The sequence below is a fragment of the Desulfosporosinus sp. OT genome (assembly GCF_000224515.1).
Taxonomy (GTDB): domain Bacteria; phylum Bacillota; class Desulfitobacteriia; order Desulfitobacteriales; family Desulfitobacteriaceae; genus Desulfosporosinus.
Window position 1 is genome coordinate 1 of record NZ_AGAF01000217.1, and the last position, 18,376, is coordinate 18,376.

The 18,376-nt window shown below is 39.9% G+C and carries 9 protein-coding genes and 3 pseudogenes; 2 read left to right on the forward strand and 10 right to left on the reverse strand.

The window, feature by feature from the left end; genetic code table 11:
- Nucleotides 1–587 precede the first annotated feature (587 nt).
- From DOT_RS32785 to DOT_RS20170, 6 genes and pseudogenes are all read right to left on the reverse strand, one after another.
- Nucleotides 588–1,222, reverse strand: a pseudogene (locus DOT_RS32785) (DeoR/GlpR family DNA-binding transcription regulator).
- Nucleotides 1,223–1,671: 449 nt separating this feature from the next.
- Nucleotides 1,672–2,196: a 3-isopropylmalate dehydratase small subunit gene (locus tag DOT_RS20150; RefSeq protein WP_009622856.1), complete on the reverse strand. Its 525-nt coding sequence runs from the start codon at nucleotides 2,194–2,196 to the stop codon at nucleotides 1,672–1,674.
- Between the two features lie 16 nt (nucleotides 2,197–2,212).
- Nucleotides 2,213–3,499 carry a 3-isopropylmalate dehydratase large subunit gene (locus tag DOT_RS20155; RefSeq protein ID WP_009622857.1) on the reverse strand — a complete coding sequence of 429 codons (1,287 nt, stop codon included), beginning with the start codon at nucleotides 3,497–3,499 and terminating at the stop codon, nucleotides 2,213–2,215.
- A gap of 277 nt (nucleotides 3,500–3,776) precedes the next feature.
- A complete protein-coding gene (locus tag DOT_RS27935; protein WP_009622859.1) occupies nucleotides 3,777–4,955 on the reverse strand; it encodes a GGDEF domain-containing protein in 1,179 nt (392 codons plus the stop codon).
- A 409-nt stretch (nucleotides 4,956–5,364) separates the two neighbouring features.
- Nucleotides 5,365–7,200: a diguanylate cyclase gene (locus DOT_RS20165; RefSeq protein WP_009622861.1), complete on the reverse strand. Its 1,836-nt coding sequence runs from the start codon at nucleotides 7,198–7,200 to the stop codon at nucleotides 5,365–5,367.
- Between the two features lie 9 nt (nucleotides 7,201–7,209).
- Nucleotides 7,210–7,845, reverse strand: coding sequence for a hypothetical protein (locus DOT_RS20170; RefSeq protein WP_040413064.1), 636 nt, complete (start codon nucleotides 7,843–7,845; stop codon nucleotides 7,210–7,212).
- Between the two features lie 301 nt (nucleotides 7,846–8,146).
- On the opposite strand from DOT_RS20170, the gene DOT_RS30695 reads away from it, so the two are divergent.
- Nucleotides 8,147–8,311, forward strand: coding sequence for a hypothetical protein (locus tag DOT_RS30695; RefSeq protein WP_157998502.1), 165 nt, complete (start codon nucleotides 8,147–8,149; stop codon nucleotides 8,309–8,311).
- A gap of 136 nt (nucleotides 8,312–8,447) precedes the next feature.
- Nucleotides 8,448–9,100, forward strand: a pseudogene (locus DOT_RS20175) (class I SAM-dependent methyltransferase).
- 489 nt (nucleotides 9,101–9,589) lie between these two features.
- Here the strand turns inward: DOT_RS20175 and DOT_RS20185 are convergent.
- From DOT_RS20185 to DOT_RS20200, 4 genes and pseudogenes are all read right to left on the reverse strand, one after another.
- Nucleotides 9,590–10,141, reverse strand: coding sequence for a flavin reductase family protein (locus tag DOT_RS20185; RefSeq protein WP_009622864.1), 552 nt, complete (start codon nucleotides 10,139–10,141; stop codon nucleotides 9,590–9,592).
- Nucleotides 10,142–10,770: 629 nt separating this feature from the next.
- A pseudogene (locus tag DOT_RS20190) lies at nucleotides 10,771–10,971 on the reverse strand (FAD-dependent oxidoreductase); the annotation flags it as partial.
- A gap of 43 nt (nucleotides 10,972–11,014) precedes the next feature.
- A complete protein-coding gene (gene polC / locus DOT_RS20195; RefSeq protein WP_009622867.1) occupies nucleotides 11,015–15,361 on the reverse strand; it encodes a DNA polymerase III subunit alpha in 4,347 nt (1,448 codons plus the stop codon).
- A gap of 583 nt (nucleotides 15,362–15,944) precedes the next feature.
- Nucleotides 15,945–17,894 (reverse strand): DNA mismatch repair protein MutS, encoded by a 1,950-nt coding sequence (locus DOT_RS20200; protein WP_009622868.1) that lies wholly within the window; start codon nucleotides 17,892–17,894, stop codon nucleotides 15,945–15,947.
- Between the last annotated feature and the right edge of the window lie 482 nt (nucleotides 17,895–18,376).

Below are 18,376 nucleotides of genomic sequence, written 5' to 3' on the forward strand. Positions count from 1 at the left end.
TTCCTTTCTTTATTGAATAGATAATTGCGTTTGTTAGATGTCCAAAGAATTTCTTAACATTTTTGCAAATCTATTACTATGGATTAACAAAGCACTTGATCAAGAGTATCAGATAGCCCCTATCTAGACATTTTTTTTACCACCAATATGGCTGTAAATTTCTTTGATTTCTGTCTTATTATGTATTTCTCTTTATTGTTTGCTTTTCCTGCTACGGAAATTAGCTCATCCTGTCGCATAAGAACAAATAAATGTTAAATGCATTATTTAAAGGGCCCAACATAAACAACCATATCCCTATGTAGCTAGCCAACAAAACGTCCCATCGCTGTCTGTATCAACGCATGTTTTAAAACCCTGTACTCTCTTTTATTCTACGCCATAACATATTGGATAAGTTTAAGATTCTTTTATGGATTTGATCAGTTTTTGGCGTGCGTATTGTCATATAAAGCAAGAAAGGTATTCTTTGGGCATCCCTTTATCTGGCTTGATGTTCCAATACCAAAGATCTCAATTGTTGCTACTTCCCATGCTTCTTCCGGTGACGAAAACTACCGTTCATATTTCACACTACTTGCTAAAATTTAATTCTCTTTTGCAATTAAGACCTTAACTCCTAACCGTTCGATTCTCTCAATTTCCTCATTTGGTGCTTCCCAATCAGTAATAAGAATATCCAAATCCTTTAAATCAATGGTTATTGAAAAGAATTCTGTTCCCACCTTGTCAAAGTTAGCAAGGCATACCGTTCGACGTGAAACTTCCGCTGCAGTTCTTTGAAAAATAGCTCCTTCGGTAGTTGAACTACTCAATCCATGTTTTGCAGAAATTCCTCCACCAGTTAAGAGAAAGCCGTATCTAATCGTAAGGTTCTCATGAATTCAGTAGCTAAAGGATCGACGATTCCTTCTTCACTTTTGACTTTTCCACATACTATATATGTTTTGATATTACTGTGATGTTGAAGTTTTCCAGCAATAATGAGTGAATTCGTTATTACAGTATAAATGCGATCATCCATTGGAAATCTTCTAACCTTGGATAAAGGAACTGCCACTCCGTGTGTTCTTTTCAAAAGCCTGTTCTCTTCCATTGATGTGAGGTCTCTGCGGATGGTATCAATGGAAACCTGAAATTCTTCGGCAAGTTCTTTTGCAAATACCCTTCCAAAAGACTTCAACTTTAAAAGGATTAGCTCTTGACGCTCTTCAGCAAACATACTTAACAACTCCTCTAGCTGAATATATCACGCAATATGCCATTTTCCACAGTTATTAATGCCGTTTATTCTATAATATGCAGTTTTGTCATATAAACTAATTACAAAGGCCCTCCAACGTAAAATCACGAGGGAGAGCCTTTGTGCAAGGTTTATGGGTTATGTTAAGTTCATTTATTAAATCCTTCGCCTAATAAGAATACCCGTAACCTGATTTTCAAATGAGCTTCGTGCTATCATAATTCTTAATGTTATAAGAATTTTTTCCCTGTCTACTTGACAGGGGGCAGTTTGAAGGAGACATAGTGACGTCTTTTTAAACAATTGTTTTACTTGTAACGCAGCGGGATCTCATTCTCAAACTTCTCCGTGAAAAGAAAAAACCTGCAAAACCAATGGTTATACAGGTTAGTGGCACAACATAGCGCTATAAATACTAGACTTATGAATCAATAGTTTTTATCAGCGTAACCAACCCAGCCTTCTTCTTTAACAAGTGTCTTATCAAACTCTCCAACTTTGAAATCAATTTCTTCTGATTGGTCTGATGAAGTTACAATAATTTTATCTTTATCAAAGTCAATTGTTATTGAAGTGTCTTTCCCCGCGTAGTTCTCAAAAAGATATTCGATCTTATCTGTTGGTAATTCAATGGCGAACATACCACAGTTATACATGTTCTGTCTGAATATTCTTGCGAAACTTTCAGCAATCACTACATTTATTCCATTTACTTCCAAGGCCCATGGGGCATGCTCTCTGGAAGAGCCACAACCAAAATTGGCTCTTGTTACAATTGCAGCTTTGTCCTCAATATCTTCTTTAGTGTTAAAACCGGCAAGAGATAAATCCTCCAATAAATAGGGTTTCAATGCCTCTTTAGTGATTTCAGTAAGGTACTTTGCTGGTATGATTTCATCGGTATTGATATCACTTCTATCTAAGAATAAGACTTTTCCACTAAATTCTTTCATTTTTCCCTCCCGATACTTACGCTTTATACAATTGTGAATTTGCTATTTTTCCTTCGATCGCTGAAGCTGCAGCGGTAGCAGGGCTCATCAGATGTACTGTACCACCCTTGCCCATTCGGCCATTAAAATTTCGGTTTGTTGTAGAAGCACAGGCTTCACCACTAGCAAGAACCCCATTACTCATACCAAGACAAGCTCCGCATGTTGGGTTTGTAACGCAAAAACCAGCGTTCTGGAAAATTTCAATTAATCCTTCTTTTAAGGCCATGGAATAAATATCTGGAGTTGCAGGACTTACAATTGCACGTACGTCATCACTTATTTTTTTATCCTTAATAATATTGGCAGCAATCCTCAGATCTTCTATTCGACCATTTGTACAACTTCCTATATAAACCTGATCAATTTTGGTACCTGACATTTCATTGACTGTTTTTACTTGGTCTGGTTTGTACCCGAAAGTAACCATTGGTTCTAAGTTCGTAACATCATATTCATAGACTTTTTCATAAGAAGCATCCTCATCTGAAATCCATTTTGAGTATTCCTTAAAAGCGTCTTCCTTTGTGTTAAATTCGTCTTTAATGAAGTCCCATAGATATTCAACTGTTGTCATATCCGGGTAGCATATTCCACAAGTGCCTCCGGCTTCAATTGCCATATTGCATAATGTCATACGTGATTCCATTGACATTGCATCGATAACCGGTCCAGTAAATTCTATGACCATGTTTGTTGCACCGTTTACTGTCAGTTCTTTAATAATAAAAAGTATCAGGTCTTTGGCATAAACGCCTGGATTTAAGGTGCCATTAAGCACAAATTTAATTGTTTTAGGGAAATGGAAGGCACAGACACCCTTAAGTATACCTACTTCAAGGTCAGTCGTTCCGACACCTGCTGCAAAAGCACCAAACGCTCCATGAGTACATGTGTGCGAATCCCCCATAATAACTGTATAACCCGGTCTTACGAATCCTTTTTCTGGAAATATCGCATGGCAAACACCATTTCTTCCGATGTCAAAAAAGTCTTTGACACCATGCCTTTTAGCCCAATCGCGGAGTATCTTTCCCTGTTCAGCAGTTTTAGAATCTTTGGCTGGTGTTACATGGTCTATGACAGCTTTTATTTTCGTGGGATCAAAGACTCTGTCCATTCCTCTTGCCATAAGATCCGTGATTGCAATCGGTGTTGTAATTTCATGGCAGAAAACCCTATCCAATTTTAAAACATGTGTATCAGGAAAAGGCATGTTTACCCTGTGTGCATCAAATATTTTCTCAGCTATTGTTTTTCCCATTTAACTTCTCCTTATTTCTTTCATTGAATAAACTTGTGTTGGTTGAATAACCTTATAACACATTTTATAATAAATCCTTGTAGTATAAAAGGATAATTATAAACTTTTTTAAAACCCAGCCTAGTTGTCCTAGGAATCTTTTTGTGTTTATTTTAAAATTTTCCATATTATAGCAAGCAATAAGGTTACCTCTGGCCATAGGCAGTTCGCCTGGATTTAATAGCATTGCTTACGGAAGTATTAGCATGTCACCCAGTACAACAATGCAAACTATCAATTAGGCAAGAATAATACAGCTTCTTCCTTGACTTTTTCCCTCATATAGCGCATTGTCTGCTTTTTTTATTATATCTTCAATCATTCCATAATCTTGACTTTCGGTTACCCCAAAGGTCATCGTAGTTGACACTTGAACTCCATTATATTCGATAATTTGTTCCTCTATAATTCTCTTTATTCGTTCCACCAGTATACGTGCGCCTTCGATTTCGGTTTCCGGAAGTAAGATCAGAAATTCCTCCCCACCCCACCTAGATACGAAATCTTGTTCTCGCACAGCATCCTTTAGGCTTTTGGATACTACTTTAAGAACATGATCCCCACAGTCATGTCCAAAGGTATCATTTATCTTCTTAAAAAAATCAATATCTGCAAGAATGAGTGAAAACTTCTTTGCATTCTTTTTAGTACTTATGAACTCACTTTCAATTTTTTCCATAATATACCTTCTGTTATAAAGGCCGGTTAAGGGATCTGACCTGGAAATCCACTCCAGCTTCTCGATATTATATTGCATAGATATTATTCGAGATGCTGATGATATCCCTGTAAATACAAACACATATCCCAAAATAATAAATACCAAAAGCAAAAGCATATTCCATGTAAAGTTTAAACTTTTTAAGCCATCAATTGATGTCGTATAGTTATTAATTAACAATAAAAATGCAAAAACTGGGTACAAGGACATAAACCCTATGGTTTTATTAGATACTTTGCTAAGAACTTTTTTGTATGGACTACTTATAAAGAAGTAGTTGGTTGATAAAAGCAATATTTGAAAACACTCTCTAAAAATATATATATATTTTAGATTATATCTAATATCGTTAATGCCTGAATATAATTCAGCAATTTTAATAGAAATAACCAGACATATTGTCGAGAACATCCAAATGCTAAACATTGCGAATATCTTTTTTGATATTGATTCTTTAAATACGATATGTATATAAGCTAAATACAAACAGGAAATTAAATATAATACATATTCTATAATTACCGGATTATGTATATATTTTTCCGCATAAATATTGATAATGTAAATAAATATTGTAGTTAAAACAAAAGTATTTATGCAGAATACGATTGACTTTTTCCTTGAGAGCAAGGTATGTGTTGTTAAAGTATTAAATAATCCAATAAAGAATAAGTACAATACTGAAGAAAATATCAAATATACTCTCCCCTTATCTAGAATTATTTATAACTCAACCTAAATTCGACGTTTAATAGATATATATACCTTATGTATCTCCCTACACTGCTCTCATTAAAGCATACCACATATTTCTTTCATAACCACTCTGAATTCCTGAAATAATCCAAGAAACATAAACACCATACCAAATTGATATATGGCCATTCCAGACTCAAAAACATAGACTCATAGGCTCATGACTTTAAGTTTATATGAAAAAACAAAGGCATCAGAATTTATAATAAGTTCCGATGCCTTTAAATTCCATCTGTCAAATTTAAGCTTTGTTCCTCAGCTTCAAAAACATCGAATGTTATCCCCGCTTGAACCTGGTGGCCCCTTGGCGATGTCCATATCCCAACCATTTGATATTGTGATAATAGCCTTACGTGGAAATCACACACTGGTTTCTTCCAGCTAATTTGCCCCGATAAAGAGCCTCATCTGCGCTGGCTATTAGAACCTCCAAGGAGGTGTTTTCCCGGTATTGACATAATCCAAGGGTAATCGTAACGCTCTTGCCGATGTCTGCGTGCCAATATTCCGCTGCTGCCCTACGTATCTCATTTGCCTTTCCAAGAATCGTATCCAATTGATCCGTCTTCAGTACTATTAAGAATTCCTCGCCGCCCCACCGGCCAACAAAACCACAGTCGCCAATAGCTGCGCTTAATATTGCTGATAAAAGTACAAGGATTTCGTCGCCTTTGACATGCCCGAACTGATCATTAATGTCTTTAAAATGATCAATATCAGCTAAGCCAATGTAAAAGTCCTTTTTCTGCTCAATAAGTTCCTTGATTTTGGCAAACACCAACCGTCTGTTGGGCAATTTTGTTAGATAATCTGTTTTAGACATGACTTCCATTTCCTCTAACGCCTTCTGTAAATCGGAAGTCCGTTCCTTAACCAGGGATTCAAGATTACCGTTCATAAGCTTAAGCTCTGACAAAATAGATTTATTCTCTACAGAGAGCTGCTCAGCTCTTGTAAAAGCATTTGAAAATCTGGCAGACAAGGTATAGGCCTGCGTAAAGGTAAAGACTGAAACACCTAAGGGAATCAGGGAAGGTGTATTGCGCAGTGTGATTTGATAAATAAAATCATTGATAAAGGTTATCCCTAAAAAAGCGAAACCCAAAAATACGACATTGGCAAAAGGAACTCTTTTCAATACACCAACAACCAAGCGAATCATGGCATAGCCTAATAATATAAGTGCAAATACAGCATAAATCATCAAAAGCTTGTCAGCAGAACTATAGGGAATCCAGAGGATGAGAAAACCAAACAATGATCCCAAAGTGATACTGAGCTTGACAAACCATTTGGCAAATAGGCCATCCAAAGCATAGTGTAAGAATCCACACAAAGCTGCAAACCCGATAAACACAGATAGATAAGCCATTCGTCCGTAAACCAAAAAACTAAGATTCAAATGACTTGGCAAGAAGCGTTCTCCTACCAATAACATGCGGAGTGAAAACAAGAGGCAAAAAACCCCGAAATAGAGGGGGGCACGATCCTTTGTCCTCATAATATACAGGCCCAAATGATAGATTCCCATAATCAGCAGCATACCAAAAAGGAACAAATCCCTGCCTAAACCCAACTGTACTTTTTGGGAGATCTGGGAGGCTAAGCCGATTTTGGGCGCCACGATTGTACAATCTTCCGCTGTAAAATCGGATGTATGATAAATTAGCTCCACTTCATTACTTTCCGGGTTAAAGTAGGTGGTGTGTATATTGTAGTAAGGTACACTATTCTCCCGGCTAGTTCCGACTTTTCCCACTTCACCGTGTGGAATGCCGTCAATGTAGAGTTTAAAGGATGTCAGTATGATATCTGTCCGTAGTCCATAGGTCTTCGCACCCTCAGGCAGTTTTATAACGAGCCTCATCGTACCGTAGAATTTGTTTCCCGCAAAGGGCTTGAAGCGCGCCATGCTCTCCTTGGTGCTGGGTATTTCAAGAGGTATTGGAATAACGTCAACGCCCTTCACAAAGTCTTCATGAGTCAGAAACCGATTGAAGTAGAATGACCACGCGCCTTCTAAGCTAACAATTCCATTTTTCTCAAATGACCAGTTACTTAAGTCCAGGACACCGTTGATTGGTTTTGGTGGTTGCGCGGCAGTTGGTTTATTTAAAAATAATGAAGGTGATAAAAGGATGATTAGCGCTATAATTGCCAATATCGGAGCGATTTTCTTTCTCATATATCATCTCTACTTATTCAGTCTGGCCCCGTCAATAAAGTGAAAAGGCTGCAGGGAGGGCATATTGTCACCTTTGTTAAAGTCATCCGGGCAATACCCGTTTGGCACGTAGTCTGTAGAGATGAATCCCATCGCCATGAAGGTCTCTGCCGTTAATTCACTGCAAAACACTTCCGTATCGGGCGCTGGTTTATTATAAGACCTGCCTTCTATGTAGTATTTCAAGGCATTTTCAGCCGTTGGAAATCCACGCTCATGAACTTTGTCAATGAAATCCTTAAGCTGTTCTAGCTCCGGTTGCTTCAACAAACGATTTAAATATTTCACCAGAAAATGCGTATCGTAATGTTGATTGACATCCACCTGGATACGATCATGCAGTGATACGAGCATGGGGCCGTTTTCTTTGGGTTTGCCTGTCAGGTAATCCGTAAGGCCGTCACCGGAGGCTGTCGACTCCCAAAAAAGAGGTTCTTCGCCGGTCATGCCGATGTCCTTGGGTAAAACAACCATACCAACGTGTGACCAGTATGACCATTCAATCAATTCGATCAGCTTACTTGTCGTTTGAACACCATGGAATAAAATCAGATCCCCAGTTTTGAGGCTGTCTTTTACATCATTGTAAGCTATCTCTCTAATCATAATCTTAATCATCCTTTTAATTTATTAGCGAAAATACCCTTGCCCCCTCCAACCTTACCAGCGTCTCCACATGCCTTGATGAGATATAAAAGATGACGTTTGACGGGTGACTCCACATTTCTCTTTGTTTTTGATCTTTGGTATGGTGTCAAATTTACCTTTCATTCTAGACACTAATCTTTTTTTCGAGTTATCCTTTAATATTTCCGCGTGATTTGTTTATTCCCTTCCAGAACATTGGAGAAAAGCAAAAAAAATCAAAGACCTAGCTTCTATTGCGAATTGAACCAATCACTTGATCGTGCCGAATTACTGGGCTGATCATCCGATACGCCTAACGATACTGGTCCTAGGCGCATCCCGCAACATTGCAGTAGCCTCTTTTAGCCCGGATTTTCACAACGAACAAGGTGGTAAGGCTAACTCGTTGCCAAGGACTTCTGTACAAATGTTGCTTGAAGCGTAATGGTGACCTGATAACCTGCTTTAAGCAAATTCTTGCTAGATTATCGAACTTTAAGGAAAGGTGAAGAAGGAATTAAAAAGCAAAAAGTAGAAAGTTACACATAAAAATAGAAAATAGGAACACGAGGTGATTGCGAATGAACAAAGCACTTTTTGACCACGTTGCTGCACGTTATGATTCCTGGTATGATACTGAGCTTGGATCAGTCTCCGATCAAGTTGAACGTCATCTGGCCCAGTCCATGTTTAAGGCACCGGGTCCAAAGGTTCTTGAGATCGGATGTGGTACTGGACAATATACGAGCTGGCTTGTGCAAGAGGGATATGAGGTCACTGCTGTCGATATTTCTGGTGAAATGATGGCACTGGCCCAAAAAAAACTAGCAGCGATTGAAGAAAACATCTCAAAAGCTAAGCCTGTTCACTGGTGGCATGCTGATATTACAGAAATTCTTGATCAACTTGAAACCTATGATGGGATTTTTTCCATAACTGCCTTTGAATTCGTACCTGAACCGGAAAACGTCTTAAAAGAACTTTTTAGTCGTTTAAAGCCCGGGGGCTGTATGATGATCGGACTCATCGCTGGCATGAGTGCCTGGAGTGAATACTATGCGGAGGCATCTCGTAACAACCCCACTTCTGTCTTCGCCCGTGCGGCTCTTTATACCAAAGAGGAAATAGGTTCCTGGCAAATCGGTGTATCTGTCGAAATTGGTGAATGTCTTTTTTTCCACCGAATGTTCAAACAACAGCTGAGGCCCTTTCTATCGAGGAGAAAAGAGAATGAAATCCTGGATTTGTGGTGGCAAAGTGGGTAAAGGGCTGATGAATTGCCATTTCTCCCACTACTAACTTCTCGGGGTGCCGACTATCATGCCGATCCATATTTTTCAAGCAAAGGACCAAAGAGCTTACTTACAATGGATTTTGTGAAGTTCCGTGACCTAGGCTACAAGGAATCACCAGATGCTAGAGCCCCTATAACTGTTCCCTTTTCAACAACCCTTGTTACTTCCAATATTTCATAGGCAATTTTCCGAAGTTAGGGAGAAAAAAGAACTCCTAAAGGAGCTCAAGTATATAAAAATAGATATCTTGGATAATCCGATTTCTCTAACTTTGGATAATGACACCCAGTTTGCACAATGGTCTATGAACCCAAGTTTAGACTGTGCTACAGGGGTATTGATGCATTCGTTCGACAACCATAACACTCTTTTCAAGATGGAAATGAAAAAAAATTCAACATGCGTATTTGGTTTAATGAAATGAGAGATTAATTACTTTTACTTTGACCGACCTTAAAGAGGCTACCGATGACATGATTCAGATCGCAGTAATTAGTGTCCATCATAATTATCGGATTAATTTTTAGAGGATCAGGCCTACCTTCTGTCAGACAATGTTCATTTGCGTATACAGCAACTATCTCTCCCCAAAACATCTCAAAATCAAATATTGGTATTGTTTGAATAACTTTACATAGATAATTAAGGGGGCATTCGCTAATCATTGGTGCTTTTCCAAGATCATCGTAAAATGAGGTAAAAACATTCGACTTGTCTGTTGTTTTACCCGATACGATACCGCAATAATCTGTCTTCTGAACTAAATCTGCAGAGGGAATATTAACACTGAAAAATCCATTTTCCTTAACACCCGAAGTTGTATAGTGAGTACTTTTCAGCGAAATATAAAGAACAGGATTCATACTTACAACTCCATATGCCCCAAGAGTAGCGTAATTTGCTTTACCATTAACATCAGCACCTACTAGCACTGTTGGAAAGGGGCCAAAAGGTCTATTCTGAAGTTTAATTTTTTCCATGATTCTACCTCCAAATATTAATAATGCAGCTGCATCGAAATAATATCAGAAATATTAAGAAAAGAATAGACTATTTCTTTCTGTTGAATTACACTATAGCTAAAGCATGCCCATATATAAATGAGCAATACGTTTTAAGTAGAAACTACAAAAAGCCGATCTTCCTACTTATTGGGCAATATTATTATACGCCTAGCAATATGTATTTACCCTTTGTTTTCTTCCTTGTATCCGATAACACGCCCTATATAGCACCTCAAAAAACACCAGAATCACGCCTAGGGTTTGATTCTGGTGTTTATGTTTTAATGCAGTGTATATTCTGTAATGAGGAAGAAGCCAATTGCGACGGATATAACGGTCATAATTCTTGGTGAAAGCTGCGGATATTAATCCTGTAAAGAAATCCTGAATCCCAGCAGCCTATTTACCATTTTGCGTAAATTGTTCATTTGAACTTCTTCTCTCTGTCAACTTGACAGTGGTAATAAAGAAAAAATGATGTCTATGGAAAGACTTGGCATGGGAACCCATATTGAATGCTTCAATGGGTCAGGGCTGTGGTTCACAAAGTTTAATCTGAGCAGGCTAAACTCACCTGATTTGGGGTTTTATTTTACTATAGGTCCGTGTTGGGAGGTGATTTTTGCTGTCATATGCCCGGTTGTACCTTGAAAAATACGCTCAGCTTCAATGATTGCAGTATTTATTCCTTCTTTATTAAGCATGTAGGCACTGGATATGCCGGTAATACCACCGCCAATAATAGCTACATTTACTTTTAAATCCTCGTTTAAAGTTGGATACTGAGTTTCAGTAGTGGAAGCCATCCAAAATATGAACGGTGGCTTGTTGTTTTCATTTAATCACTCATTAAATCACATCAAAAAGACTCATCTGATCACTTTCTGGAATTCCTTTAAAGCAGCCAAATTTCCGTAGTGAATCGATGGTAGCATTCCCGATTTTAGCCCGTTTCTTGACATCCTCTATAGAGTTGAAGGGCTTTTCTTGGGCTGCATTATAGAGACCTTCAGCTGCCACCGTTCCCATGCCGGATATGCTGTTGATGGGCGGCCTTAAGCCCTCCTCCTCGACCAGAAATCTTGTGGCATGGGATTTGTATAAATCAATGGGCAGAAATTTAAAGCCCCTTTCATACATTTCCAAAACCAATTCCAAGTCATCGTACATATCTTTATCCTTAGGGGTGGCAGCGTTACCCAGCGCCTCAATTTCCTTCATTTTGGCCTTAACCTTTTCTTTGCCGAAGATCATAAATTCAGAGTCAAAGGCCTTTGCTCGAATGGTGAAGTAGGCTGCGTAATAAGCCTGAGGTATGTGCACCTTAAACCAAGCTATTCGGAAGGCCATCATGACATAGGCAGCAGCATGAGCTTTAGGAAACATGTATTTTATTTTTCGGCAGGAATCGATATACCATTCCGGTACTTTATGCTCCCTCATTAAAGCTTCGTATTCAGCCCATTTTTCAGGGTTCGATAAAGCCTTTCCTTTACGCACCAGCTCCATGATCTTAAAAGCCGTATTGGGCGGCAGGCCCTTACTAATCAAATAAGTCATAATATCATCCCGGGTACACACGGCTTCACTTAAGGTCACGGTTCCCGCATCGATTAAGTCCTTGGCATTTCCCAGCCACACATCGGTACCATGGGAAAGTCCGGATATACAGATTAAATCTGTGAAGGCTTTGGGCCTTGTATCTAAAAGCATTCCTCTGACGAACTTCGTACCAAACTCCGGAATTCCAAAGGTTCCGACCTTGGAATTGATCTGCTCCGGGGTTACCGCTAAGGCTTCCGTGGAGGAGAATATTGACATCGTCTCCTGATCATCCATCGGTATCGTTAGAGGGTCCACTCCGGTGATATCCTGAAGCATTCGGATGACCGTCGGGTCGTCATGACCCAGGATATCCAGCTTTAAGAGGTTCGAATCAATGGAGTGGTAATCGAAATGAGTGGTAATGATCTCCGAACTGGAGTCATCGGCAGGATGCTGTACGGGGCAAAATTCAAAGATTTCTCGTCCCTTCGGCACGACGATGATTCCTCCCGGGTGCTGCCCTGAGGTTCTTTTGATACCGGTGCAGCCTTTGGAGACTCGCAGAGTTTCTGCCTTGCTTACGGTACGGCTTTTTTCCTCATAATACTTTTTCACATAGCCGAAGGCTGTTTTTTCAGCGATAGTCCCGATGGTTCCGGCCTTAAAGGTTGTACCCTTGCCAAAAATAACCTCTGTATATTTATGGGCCTTGGCCTGATATTCTCCTGAGAAGTTTAAGTCAATATCGGGCTCTTTATCACCATTGAAGCCTAAGAAGGTCTCGAAGGGGATATCGATGCCATCCTTGGCCAGCTTTTCTCCGCAAACCGGACACACCTTATCGGGCAAGTCAAAGCCGATTTTAACGCCATAATCGGAGAAGTCCGAATACTGGCAGCTGGAACACCGGTAATGGGCCTGCAGGGCATTGACTTCCGTAATACCGGTCATATAGGCAACAACCGAAGAACCCACCGATCCTCGAGAGCCGACCAGATAGCCATCCTCATTCGATTTCCAGACAAGCTTTTGAGCGATGATATACATCACAGAGAAGCCATTTTTGATGATCGAATCCAGCTCTCTATCGAGCCTTTGCCGAACAATTTCCGGCAAAGGATCTCCATAGAGGGCATGGGCCTTTTCATAGGTAATATCCTTAATAGTCTGCTCGCAACCTTCAATATGCGGCGGGCATTTCTCCGCCGATATAGGACTGATCGCCTGGCACATATCGGCTATCCGATGGGTGTTGGTTACGACTACCTCATAGGCCTTGGCCGCTCCTAAATAAGAAAATTCCTCCAGCATCTCCTCGGTGGTTTTCAAATATAAGGGGGCCTGATTATCGGCATCCTTAAAGCCTTGACCCGTTTCGAGTATTCGCCTGTAGATCTCATCTTCGGGATCCAGAAAGTGAACATCACCCGTGGCGACAACAGGCTTGTTTAGTTTTTCACCCAGAGCCACAATTTTGCGGTTGATTTCCTTTAAATAGTCTTTGTCGGGCACCTGCTCTGTTCTGACTAAATAATCATTGTTCCCGAGAGGCTGGATTTCTAAATAATCGTAGGCCTCGGCAATGGCTTTAATTTCCTCAGCGGATTTTCCAAGCAAGATGGCCTGGTAAAGCTCACCTTCACTGCAGGCACTGCCCAGGATTAAACCTTCGGAGTATTTTTTATAAAGGCTCTTTAAGATCCGTGGCTTTTTATAAAAATAATCTAAGTGGGAATAGGAAACCAGCTTATATAAATTCTTTAATCCCACATAGTCCTTGGCTAAGATGATCGCGTGATACGTTTTAAGCTTCTTATACTCTACCCTCTTGGCGTCTTCATCGGAGCCATAGCGATCGATATCCTCAAGAGTTTCTGCTCCCCGTTGTTTTAGTTTTTCCAGCATCACCTTAAAAACTTTAACTGTGGTATCCACATCATCTAAGGCCCTATGAGCTACCTCCACCTTGAAGCCCAGGTTCTTAGCGATTCTTCCTAATTTATAGGTTTTGTAATCCGGAAAGAGCTCCTTAGACAAGGACAAAGTATCTAAATAGGTGTAATCAAAGTCATAGCCTAAGGCCTTAGCATTATGCTTTAAGAAACCCATATCAAAATCAGCATTATGGGCCACCAAAACGCTTCCCTCGATAAAATCCAGCAGTTTAGGAATGACCCGGTCTATGGTTTCAGCATCCTTTACCATATCATCGGTTATATTGGTAACCTCTACAACCCTAGCTGGAATCGGCTTTTTCGGATTAACAAAGCAGCTGAACTGGTCGATAACCTTTCCGTCTTTGAGTTTCATAATTCCTATTTCTGTGATTTTTTCGGTTACAGCTGAGAAGCCGGTGGTTTCCAAGTCCAACACACAATAAGTAGTATCAATACTCTGGCCCTTGGCGTTAGTTACCGATGACTTTTTATCCGGTGCCAAATAGGCTTCGACTCCATAGATAACCTTCATGTTCGGATTATCTCGTCCTAAGAGCTTATGGGCCTCAGGAAAAGACTGCACTACGCCATGATCCGTAATGGCAATGGATTTCATACCCCAGCTCATAGCTCTTTTAATCAGATCCGTAGCGCTGGTCATGGCATCCATCTGACTCATCTGCGTATGCATGTGTAGCTCGACCCGCTTCTCCTCTGCTCTATCCTTCCGCTGAGCCTTCTTCGTGCCTGCTGTTTCTACGATGGTATTGGCAATAAGCTCAATTTCTCCAGAAAACTGGCTAAAGCCTGCATTTCCGGCAAGCTTGACACCCTTAGCCTTTTTAAGCCTGGATACTATCTCACCATCTTCACCGGGCTTGATGAACGCCTTACAGGTCATCGAACTCGTGCCGTCATATAAATCAAAGGAAATTAAGGTCTTGCCGCTTCTTAATTCCTTGGCTTCGATATTGGATAGTTCACCCTGGATAGCTATCCTACCCTCATCCGGTGTAATGTCCGTAATTTTAATGACCTTGTCCTTGATCGTCGAGTTTCTGCCTAAGATCAAGGTAGGATCGCCTTTTTTCCCGTCGGCTTCTCCTTTAATTTCCGGCTTAATCGGCGCAGCTTCCTTAGTTAATTCAGAAGCATAATGGCTTGGTGTGGCAGCCGCTTCCTTTTGAAGAAGCCAAATCTCCGTTTCTTGTGTATCTTCTTGCAGCTTTTTTAATTCTTCACTGCTTACATTATCCACAAAATTGATTTGATAGGTAGCGTCGTAGAGGTTTTTGATGGTCTCTTGGATTTTTTTATCATAACCCCTCGCTTTTAATAAGTAGGAAACTGCCGTTTTAAACGTAAACTTGATCGAATGATTTTGGGCTATTTCATAGTCACAATTTTTGAGAGCTCCATTTAAGACCGGATGTTTATCGGCCATCAGTGACAAAATATTTTTGAGCTCCTCTTCTAAGGGCTTTCTATGGGTTCCCTCAGGATAAACAACCGTGATGATTGAATCGTTTATGGCTAATCGTTTTCTTATAAACTGATTAAGGGATTCAATTTCTCTTGTTTCAATGTATTGATCAGAGCTGATTTCCATTTCGAGGATTTTCGTGCTTTTAGTCAAAACCACTGCTTGTACAATAGCAGTATTTATGTTACCCTCTGCTTCATAATCACTAAAAATTTCACTTATTCGTTTCATGTATTTCGTCAGTCTTTCCTAAAGATTTTTTGGTAAAAATAGACACGACTTGATGTTAAATCGTGTCTTATCTAATCTTATCATCAATGACCTTCCTCTGAAAAGGTAATTTTTTTACCATCACAATGGAAGTGGATGAAATGATGGCTGGGAGGTTAGCATCGCTAACCTAGTTAACGTTTGGGTAGATTCAATAAGTTTAAAAACCCCTAGGCACGATTTTGATATACTCAAATCTTAAACTAGGGGTTTTAATTTGATATGCATATGGCTAGGGTTTTTTTTGCGTTACAAAACGGGCCTGAAAAAATTCTTTCCATGACCGCATAGACATTCCCCCCTTGTCCCATTATATCATGTGAAATACTTATAAAACGATATATGGCAAATTATTCCTAATTGGCAATCGGTAACATATACAACAAAATAAAAGGCAGTGAATAGTTAATAATTTCGATAGAAAAACCAGAATATCTCATAGATAAAAGAGTGACCACCCTTAAACTGGTCACTCTTTGCTTTGGCTACCTTTAAAGTACTTTCAGATCATATAACGATCTGTCCAATAATTTAATCCATTAAATTAATCATTAAACTTTAAATCCTCCTCATATTTTATCACTACATCGTGCCCCTTTTCTAATTGGTGTCTGGCCTTGCGGTTTTCCACCGTATCAAAAATAATCGAAAAATCATAATCCTCAGGGTAAAGTTCGCTGGCAGGAAGGAAAAGCTTAAGCCGCTTGTGATTGATAAGCTGCTTCTTATCTTTTATCTGCACTCCCAGCTCGCCTTTTTCATTGGTCCGCTTGTAAATAATACCTAAAAGTTTTTGGGGGTAAACCGTTACACTGTCGCCTATATTAAAGCTTTCGCTCCGTGAGGGTGATTTTTCCTTCGGAATTTCTTTTTGAATTTTGCTGTTGGAAACAGTATCTAACTTAGGGTTATCCTCATCAAACAGAATAGTCGGGCTTTCTCTTGATCCAGAGCATCTACCGCCATAGGCTTCCATTTGGGCTCGCTTCAGCATATGCCCCGGAAATCCTAATCTTTGGGCAATATATAAGGCACAGCTTTCTCCAGCCTCGCCGATTTGCAGCTTGTATAAAGGCTGTAAGTTTTCGCGATCAAACTCCATTCGGGCATTCGTAAGTCCTTTAGTGTTCTTGGCAAAATCCTTTATTTCCGGGTAATGGGTGGTCGCAACCAAAAGACAGCCTCTCTGATTTAGTTCCTCTAAAATGGCTATGGCCAGTCCCATTCCCTCAGCAGGGTCTGTACCGGAACCTAGCTCATCCAGCAAAACCAGACTTTCGCTTGATACGCCTTTTAGAATAGCGACAATAGTTTGGATATGGGATGAAAAGGTGGATAGATTTTCGGAAATACTTTGCCCATCACCGATATCGCAGAAAATGCTATCGTGCATTGAAAATACGCTACCCTGGGACACAGGAACATGAAGTCCACTTTGGGCCATAATTGACAGTAAGCCAATAGTTTTTAAGGCAACGGTTTTCCCGCCGGTATTGGGCCCAGTAATCACAACACCGTTAATAGCGTCATCACCCAGACCCCCTCTGATTTCAAAATCAAGCGGAACACATAGGTCTGGCTTCAATAAAGGGTGTCTTCCCTGCTTGATGATGATTTTTCGTTCCGTCGTAATGGATACAGGAACTGCTTTCATCTCTATCGCAAGCTTAGCCTTGGCAAATATAAAGTCCAAGGTTTCCATGCAGTCCTTGTTGACTCTCAACTCATTCATATGCTCCTCAACAAGGACAGTAAGGGTATATAATATTTTTCTCAGCTCATTATCTTCATCAATTTCTAAAACTGCCAGTTCCTCCTGCAGCTTTCGAACAGCTGTAGGCTCCATAAAACAGGTACTGCCTGTGCTTGAAGTATCAATGACTGTTCCGCTTAACTGATTTTTATAGCCCTTTTTAACCGGCAAGACAAACCGACCATTACGGATCGTGACATATCCCTCTGTGAACCATTCCTTTTTACTGCGCAGAATACCCTCCAGCTTTAGTTTAACGGCAGATTTTGTGTTCTCTATTTTTCTGCGTATATCACGAAAGGCCGGAGAAGCACAATCGTCAACCGCTTCATTTCTGATACAGCGCTCAATCTCCTCGAAAAGCATATCAAGCGAACTAAAAGAATGACCATAAAACGCTATGTCCGCATTGAATGCTTCCGCCTTTTTAAGATATTTCTTCATTCTTTGGCATGAAGAAATAAAAGCACAGATACTTGTGAGCTGTTCAGGGGTCAGCATAGAGCCTTTTACTGTTAGATCCAAAATTTTAGCAAGCTCTTTCATTGAGGCCAGGGGCGGCGTGCCTATACCCTCTAAAATTTTGCGCGCCTCGGTTGTTTCCTGCATTTTGGCTTTGCACTCTCGCTCACTTAAAAATGGCTTTAAGGAGAGCAATTTTTCTATGGCCTTTTGAGAAAGTGCGTGTTGGGCTAAAGTTTCAAGTATACTATTAAATTCCAAGGTATTGTTGGCGTTCATCAAAAATCCTCCTTATAACAATTAACAATGAAAAATGCCCACTAGAGAGATTACCTGATTTTTAGGCTCATTCAATCCCAAAAATACGCAGAATACTCCTGTGGGCAACGATTTTAGATGACATCTAAAATCGCCAAACTATCTTGAGAAAATAAATAGAGTGCAACAGGACATGCCTGTTACACTCTACAAAACTATAACGATCATAATCGCCATAGCTTCAATGTCAGCTTTGTTGACCTTATCGCCAAAGGTTGACACTGCTATAACTCAAATGGTTATTGTAGGAAGTAATCTGTAAGGCGTTATCCAAAAGCGTAAACGTTGCGCTTTCAGAAAGGCACACTTAAAAAAGCAGGTAAACACCCACGTTTTATAAAGTAACCTCTCTCAACTGTTTAGTTGAAAATCACCATTACAGACACATTTAACAAAAAAACCATCCTCTCGTTTTTGGGTATAACCTAGTTTATTACATTTCT